3 protein-coding genes and 1 pseudogene are annotated in these 5,371 nt (G+C 64.3%); 2 read left to right on the top strand and 2 right to left on the bottom strand.

Translation table 11 applies throughout. The features are described from left to right. Positions 1 to 281 (bottom strand): annotated as a pseudogene (locus tag ACXJL8_RS32895) (4-hydroxy-3-methylbut-2-enyl diphosphate reductase); the annotation flags it as partial. 453 nt (positions 282 to 734) lie between these two features. On the opposite strand from ACXJL8_RS32895, the gene hpnN reads away from it, so the two are divergent. Beyond that, a complete protein-coding gene (gene hpnN / locus ACXJL8_RS32890; protein WP_456686290.1) occupies positions 735 to 3,323 on the top strand; it encodes a hopanoid transporter HpnN in 2,589 nt (862 codons plus the stop codon). Here the strand turns inward: hpnN and ACXJL8_RS32885 are convergent. Next, complete coding sequence (locus ACXJL8_RS32885; RefSeq protein WP_456619160.1) at positions 3,291 to 3,950, bottom strand: DUF2147 domain-containing protein; 660 nt, start codon at positions 3,948 to 3,950, stop codon at positions 3,291 to 3,293. The genes hpnN and ACXJL8_RS32885 overlap by 33 nt on opposite strands. A gap of 141 nt (positions 3,951 to 4,091) precedes the next feature. Between ACXJL8_RS32885 and hpnO the strand changes: the two genes are divergently transcribed. Continuing rightward, the coding region (gene hpnO, locus ACXJL8_RS32880; protein WP_456686289.1) for an aminobacteriohopanetriol synthase HpnO at positions 4,092 to 5,371 on the top strand (1,280 nt) is incomplete at its 3' end.

Raw genomic sequence — 5,371 nt, 5'->3', positions numbered from 1 at the left:
GCATTCAGCACCGGAAGGTCGCGGGCGGCGGCCTCCTCCTCGACGCTGCGGGCGACACCATGGGCGCTGAAGACGGTCACGGCCTTGGGCGGAACCTCGGACAGTTCCTCGACAAAGATCGCGCCCTTGTTCTTCAGGCTCTCGACGACGTATTTGTTGTGCACGATCTCATGGCGCACGTAGACGGGCGGGCCGTACTTCTCCAGCGCCCGTTCCACGATCTCGATCGCACGCACCACGCCCGCGCAAAAGCCGCGCGGCTGCGCCAGATAAACTTCCATTGGACGCCCATCACGCAAGTTGCATCAATCCGCTTCTTAAGTCCCCAGCGGCACCCCGATACTGACCAGTGAGCTGCAATATCCGCACCACTGGTTTCGCGCACGCGGTAGCCGCCCACCCATTCGGGGCTCCAGCGTATGGAGGCACAGGACTTTGTGTCAAAAAATCGGCAACAAGGAAAGCCGGAATGCACGTGGAGTTCCGTCTCGGGAGGCTTGGCGGTATTATAGTAAACCGGGCCGGAGCGACATTTGTGCCCATCCCTTCGTCACTTTCCTGCCTCAACTCCCCGGCTATACCGGCCATCCCGCATGATTTTGCCACGCTCTCCCGCCGTTTACTTCGAACCTTGTTCCGGCGAGTGCCACTCAAAACAGCAATAGGTTTCGCCTGGGAACTCCGTTAAACAGYGGGCGTTTTTCGGCAAGCTGTTAACAGCAGAAAGAAAAGAAGTGCTGCAAAGCGTAGTCGTTGCCATCGTCAGGGCCTGCACCCGGTTTGCCACCCTCGTCGTCGTTCTCGGGCTCCTGCTGGCAGTGGGAGCGGGCTATTACACGTCCCAGCACTTCGCCATCAACACCGACATCAATTCGCTGATTGCCCAGAATCTGGACTGGCGGCAGCGCGACCAGCAGTTCGACCGCGCCTTCGACCGCGATGCCACGATCACGGCGGTCGTCGAGGCCAGGACACCGGAGATGGCGTCCGCCGCGGCGGACGCGCTGTTTGCCAAGCTGAAGGACGACAAGACCAACTTCCAGTCGATGCAGCAGCTCGGCACCGGCGAATTCTTCGAGAAGAACGGCCTGCTGTTCCTGCCGACCGAGGAGGTCGCCAAGGCCACCAGCCAGTTCGAGGCAGCCGCCCCCCTGATCGAGATCATGGCCGGCGATCCCTCGATCCGAGGCCTGACCGGCGCGCTGGAGACCGGGCTTGCCGGCGTCAAGCGCGGCCAGGTCAAGCTCGACAATACCGCGCGTCCCTTCAACCAGATCGCGCAGACGGTCGAGACCGTGCTCAACAAGGGCAAAGCGAGCTTCTCCTGGCGCGAGCTGGTCAGCGACGAGCCGCTGACGGATTCGGACAAGCGCGCCTTCATCGAGTTCAAGCCGATCCTGGACTACAACGCGCTCGAGCCCGGCAAGGGCGCCACCGACGCGATCCGCAAGGCTGCGGCCGAGCTGGATTTCCCGACCAAATACCAGGCGCGGGTGCGGCTGACCGGTCCGGTGCCGATCGCCAATGAGGAATACGCCACCGTCCAGGAGGGCGCCGTCGTCAACGGCGTCGGCACCGTCCTCGTCGTGCTGCTGATCCTGTGGCTGGCGCTGCATTCGGCGAAGATCATCTTCGCGGTGTTCATCAATCTCTTCGTCGGGCTTGCGATCACGACCGCCGCCGGTCTGATGATGGTGGGCTCGTTCAATTTGCTGTCGATCGCGTTCGCGGTGCTGTTCGTCGGCCTCGGCGTCGATTTCGGCATCCAGTACAGCGTTCGCTATCGTTCGGAGCGCTACAAGCACAACGATCTGACCGGCGCGCTGGTGCTGGCCGCCAAGCGCTCGGCGGTGCCGCTGTCGCTCGCGGCGATGGCGACCGCGGCCGGCTTCCTCTGCTTCATGCCGACCGACTACAAGGGCATCGCGGAGCTCGGCCAGATCGCCGGTGTCGGCATGCTGGTCGCGTTCCTGTCCTCGATCACCATCCTGCCGGCAATGCTGAAGCTGCTGAACCCGCCCGGCGAGAAGGAGCCGGTCGGCTACGCCTTCCTGGCGCCGCTCGATCACTTCCTGGAGAAGCACCGTGTGCTGGTCGTCGGCGGCACGCTGCTGCTGGCGCTCGCCGGCCTGCCGCTGCTCTACTTCATGAAGTTCGATTTCAACCCGATGAACCTGCGCAACCCGAAGGCGGAGTCGATCGCGACCTTCCTCGATCTGCGCAAGGACCCGAACACCGGCGCCAACGCCATCAACGTGATGGTCACGTCCGAGGAGCAGGCGAGGCAGGTCGAGGCGAAGCTGGAGAAGGTGCCCGAGGTGCTGCGGGTGATGTCGCTCAACAGCTTCGTGCCGGAGGATCAGGCGCCGAAGCTGAAGCTGCTCGCGCAGGGTGCCAAGGTGCTGAACCCCGCGCTCAATCCGGACCAGATCGACGCGGCGCCGACGGACCAGGAGAACGTCGAGGCGCTGAAATCCTCGGTCGACAATCTGCGCAGGACCGCGGGCGACGCGAAGGGCCCGGGCGCAGTCGCCTCGCGCCGCCTCGCCGACGCGCTCGGCAAGCTCGCCAATGCGGACGAAGCCACGCGCAACAAGGCGCAGGACGTGTTCGTCACGCCGATGAAGATCGTGTTCGACCAGCTCAGGAACGCTCTGCTGGCCGAGCCGGTCACCCTGAAGTCGCTGCCATCAGATCTCGTCAACGCCTGGAAGAGCAAGGACGGCATCATCCGCGTCGAAGCGTTGCCGAAGGGCGATCCCAACGACAACGACACGCTGCGCAAATTTGCGGCGGCGGTGCTCAAGGCCGAGCCGACCGCGATCGGCGGGCCGGTCTCGATCCTCAAATCGGGCGACACCGTGGTGAAGGCGTTCATCCACGCCGGCATCTATGCGCTATTGGTGATCGGCCTGTTGCTGTGGATCACGCTGCGCCGGTTCGTCGACGTGCTGATGACGCTGGTGCCGCTCCTGGTTGCGGGCGCGGTGACGCTCGAGATCTGCGTGCTGATCGGCCTGCCGCTCAATTTCGCCAACATCGTCGCGTTCCCGCTGCTGCTCGGCGTCGGCGTCGCCTTCAAGATCTACTATGTCGTGGCCTGGCGCTCCGGCAGAACAAACTTGCTTCAGACCAGCCTGACGCGCGCGATCTTCTTCAGCGCGCTGACGACGGCGACCGCGTTCGGCAGCCTGTGGCTGTCGAGCCATCCCGGCACCTCCAGCATGGGCAAGCTGCTGGCGCTCTCGCTGGTGACGACGCTCGCCGCCGTGCTGCTGTTCCAGCCGGCCCTAATGGGCAAACCCCGCAATCTCAGGGAGTAGGCAGATGTCGCCGACGGGGTCGGCGGCGTTCTTCTGACCGGGCTTGGCGGTGGTGGCGGTCTTCGGGGCTGCGGGGGCAGGGGCCGGTGCTGTGGCGCCGGTCGTACCGCCTGTGGTGCCACCTGTGGTGCCTTGGGCTTTCGGCGCCGCGCCGGTGGGCTTCGGCGCGCCCCCCTTGGCCATGGCGTTGGCGGTGCTCAAAGGAATCGGCGGGCCGACGCGGGTCCAGGTCTCGCCACCGCAGAGGAAGCCCAGGACGCAGCCCTTGATTTCGAGCTGGTCGGTGCCGACGGGCGTGATGGTCGCGCTGTAGAGCTGGCCGTCCTTGGCGTTGTAGACCTGCCCTTCCCACTGATCGACGCCGGGCTTCTTCTTCATGTCGATCAGGGTCGCCATGCCTAGCGTCGGCCTGGTCTTTTTCGACGCATCCGGATTGTATTCATCGCGGCCGCCGGGCTGCTTTTCCCAGGAAACCGCGCCCCACATGCTGCCATTGCATTGGGCGACACGAATGTTGGCGACGGCGTCGGCAACCCGCCAGTCGCCGGTCGGATCGGCGGCGAGCGCCGGGGTCAGGCCGGTGAATCCGCCAGCCAGTATTAGTCCGGTGTAAAGGGCTAAACGCATGATAGTTCCTTGGCAGTGCAACATGGTTTAAAGCTGTGCTTGCGAAGATGGTCCGAAAAAGGGCAAAAGGCCGCACAGACCGTTTTCAGCAACGGTCCGTTTTCAGTTGACGAGACGGCCCTCAACCGAAGTATGTAGCGGATGCACAGCCCAAATCCAGATATGTCTCAGCTGTTCGCGGACCGCCAGGCCCAGCGCAGCGCCCTGCATAATCGGCACCTGAACGAGCAGTTCGTTCGGGTCCTGAAGACGATCGGCTACGATGTCGGCTTCCRGAAGGGGCAGGGGCAGTATCTCTACGATCGCGATGGTGCCCGCTATCTCGACCTCTTGTCCGGTTTTGGTGTGTTCGCGATCGGGCGCAACCATCCGGTGATGCGCGATGCGCTCAAGAGCGTGCTCGATGCCGACCTGCCCAATCTCGTCCAGTTCGACGTCTCGGTGCTCGCAGGCGTGCTCGCCGAGCGGCTCCTGAAATACGTCCCCTATCTCGACAAGGCGTTCTTCGCCAATTCCGGCGCGGAATGCGTCGAGGCGGCGATCAAGTTCGCGCGCGGGGCCACCGGCCGGCCGGGCATCGTCTATTGCGCCCACGGCTATCACGGCCTGACCTACGGCGCGCTGTCGCTGACCGGCGATTCGAACTTCCGCACCGGCTTCGAGCCATTGCTGCCGGGCTGCACCTCGATTCCGTTCAACGACCTTGYCGCGCTTGAAAAGGCGCTGGCGTCGCGCGAGGTCGCGGCCTTCGTCGTCGAGCCGATCCAGGGCAAGGGCGTCAACATGCCCACGGACGAGTTCCTGCCGGGCGCGGCCGCGCTCTGCAAGAAATACGGCACGCTGTTCGTCGCCGACGAGATCCAGACCGGCATGGGCCGCACCGGCCGCTTCCTCGCGGTCGAGCACTGGAACGTCGAGCCCGACATGGTGCTGCTGTCGAAGTCGCTGTCGGGCGGCCACGTGCCGGTCGGTGCGGTGCTGACGCGCAAGAGCATCTTCGACAAGATTTTTAATCAGATGGACCGCGCCGTGGTGCACGGTTCGACCTTCTCCAAGAACGACCTCGCGATGGCTGCGGGCATTGCCACGCTCGATGTCATGGAATCCGAGAAGCTGATCGAGTCCGCCGCCAAGCGCGGCGCCGAGCTGCGACTGGCGCTGACGCGCATGGTGCCCGGCTACGAGCTGATGAAGGAAGTGCGCGGCAAGGGCCTGATGATCGGCATCGAGTTCGGGCCGCCGAAGTCGCTGCGGCTCCGGGCCTCCTGGAACGTGCTGGAGGCCGCCAACAAGGGCCTGTTCTGCCAGCTCATCACCGTGCCGCTGTTCAAGGATCACAAGATCCTCACACAAGTCGCCGGCCACGGCAGCCACACCATCAAGCTCTTGCCGCCGCTCACCATCACCGAAGAGGACTGCGG

The sequence above is a fragment of the Bradyrhizobium sp. P5_C11_2 genome (genome assembly GCF_054049755.1).
The sequence above is the reverse complement of the archived record's forward strand: the minus strand, read 5'-3'. Positions and strand labels throughout refer to the sequence as shown.